1 protein-coding gene and 1 pseudogene are annotated in these 2,123 nt (G+C 71.1%); both read right to left on the bottom strand.

The features are described 5' to 3' along the window. Positions 1–288 (bottom strand): annotated as a pseudogene (locus tag BGN95_RS21145) (multiheme c-type cytochrome); the annotation flags it as partial. Positions 289–396: 108 nt separating this feature from the next. Next, entirely contained in the window at positions 397–2,061 is a 1,665-nt protein-coding gene (locus BGN95_RS21140) for a beta strand repeat-containing protein (protein WP_286773916.1), read from the bottom strand. Positions 2,062–2,123: the final 62 nt, after the last annotated feature.

The raw sequence follows: 2,123 nt of genomic DNA, 5'->3' as shown, positions 1-2,123 counted from the left end.
GCCGAGCACCGCAAAGGCACGGCTATGCGCCCCGCCCGGTGTCGAGGGCTCCTGCCACAATTTGAGTTCGTCCTGGCGGACGACCTTGCCGTCCGCCTCCATCCGCCCGTGGCAGGTCGATCCGGCACAGGAGGCGACGCCGACATAGGTGCGTCCCGCGGCCTGCGCGCCGGCGGCGTCGGCCGAACGCGCGAGATCGGGCAGGCCGAGCAACAATGCGAGCAGCAATGCGACCAGCACCCCGCCGAGCGCGGACCTGCCGATGATCGCCTGACCGCCGCCCCGCATCCTATGCCCCCCTGCCGTCCGCGCCCCACCGCGTCCGACCGTGCCATCCCTGCCCGATATCGGCCGGTCGTTTCAATCCCGTTTCGGTCGCGATTCCGGGATCCTGGCTCATGGCTTGCGCTGCCACAGATCGTCGTTGCCCGCCCCGGTCACCGGCTCGTCGATCAGCGGCGGGAAGCCCTGTGCGGCGGCGTCCCACAATTCGATCAGCGACAGGCTCAGCGCGCGCGGCACCGCGGCGATCGGATCGAGCTGGCCTTCGATCGTGCCGTGCGGTTCGAGCACGGTGTTGAGATCGACGCAGCTACCCGCGGTGCCGATCAGGCAGCCGTTGATCTTCGATCCGATGACATAGCCGCCCGCCCGGCCGTCGAGCGCGCCGTTGATCGACACCTGCGGCCCGGTGTGCCGGCCGGTGACGAAGCTGCCGCCCGCGCCGGTCAGCCGGCCGTTGATCGCGATCTGCGCCGCGCCGGTGGTGGTGATCGCGACATTGTTGGCGGTGAAGCCGCGGCGCGAATCGAAATCGGTGGCGCTCCCGGTATTCTGGATGAACAGCCCGTCCGACACATTGGCGTTGATTGTCGCGGCGCGCAGGATACCGGCGTCGCTCAGCACCCCGTCATTCTGCGCAAGCCGCCGATCGCGCGCATCGACCGTCGGCACCGCCGCGACATCGCCGATCGCTGCCTGCGTTGCGGCGATGATCGTGCGGCCGCGCAATGTCAGCATTCCGGCGAGGCCGCCATTGCCGTCGTTGATGTCGATCGCGCCGAGACCGGCGATCACCGCCAGCGTTTCACCCGCCGACAGCGCCAGCCCGCCGGTCGCGGTGCGCCCGGTGAGCTGGACCGTGCCCTCGACCTGCATCGAGCCCGGCGTGGTGATCGACAGCGTCCCGCCGCCCGGCAAGGTCGCGGTGCCGAGCGTCAGCGCGCGCACGAAGACCGACGGCGTATTGGCCGAGCCCAGCGCCGGCGCGACGATCGCGATATCGTTCGCGAAGACCCGCGCCAGCTCGGCCGCCGACAGGCTGTAGGCGCCCGCCACGTCGCCGCCGCCGATATAGGCCGGGGCGCTCGTGCCCGCCGCCGTGGTACCGCCGACCGAGGTGAAGGTGGCGTTGCGCGTCACCCCCGGGGTCCCGATCGTCGCGCCGAGGGCAATCGCGATATCCCGCGAGGTGACCGCGATCGAGGTCCCCCCGACCCCGCCGGCGAAGCTCGCCAGCCCGCCGGCATTGATCGTGACGCCGGTGCCCGACTGCACGTCGCCGAAGCTCGCATTACCGGTGGCGGTCGCACCGATCGGGCCCACCGCGGCGAGCGTCGTCGCATTGATCGCGCCTGCGCTGATCGTGATACCACCGGCGGTCGATTGCACGTTGCCGAATTGCGCGTTGCCCACAGCGGTCGCGCTGATCGGTCCGCCGGCGACGAGGCTCGTCGCGTTGATCGTCCCCGCGCTGAGCGTCAGCGCGCCGGTGCCGGCATTGGCGGTGGCGATCGTCATCGCGCCCGGACCGGCGAGGTTGATCCCCACACCCGTTGCGGTGATCGACCCGACGACCGCCAGATTGCTCGCGAACAGGCTCCCCGTCCCGGCGTCAAGCAAGGCCTGGCCGCCCGCGGAGAGGCCCGCCGCGTTAATGCCCTGCCCGGTCAGCGTCACGTCGGTGCCGGCGTTGATCGCGCTGCCCGTCGCGAAGCCGATCGCGCCGCCGCTGGTGATCGTCAGCGCATTGACCGCGCGCAGCGAGCCGGGACCCGTCATCGTGACATTGCCCGGCGCGGTCAGCGTGATCGTGTTGCCGGTCAGGCTGTCGACCCCGGCCG

Origin of the sequence: Sphingomonas sp. 66-10 (assembly GCF_001897045.1) — a bacterium.
GTDB classification, from domain to species: Bacteria; Pseudomonadota; Alphaproteobacteria; order Sphingomonadales; family Sphingomonadaceae; genus Sphingomonas; species Sphingomonas lycopersici.
The sequence above is the reverse complement of the archived record's forward strand: the minus strand, read 5'-3'. Positions and strand labels throughout refer to the sequence as shown.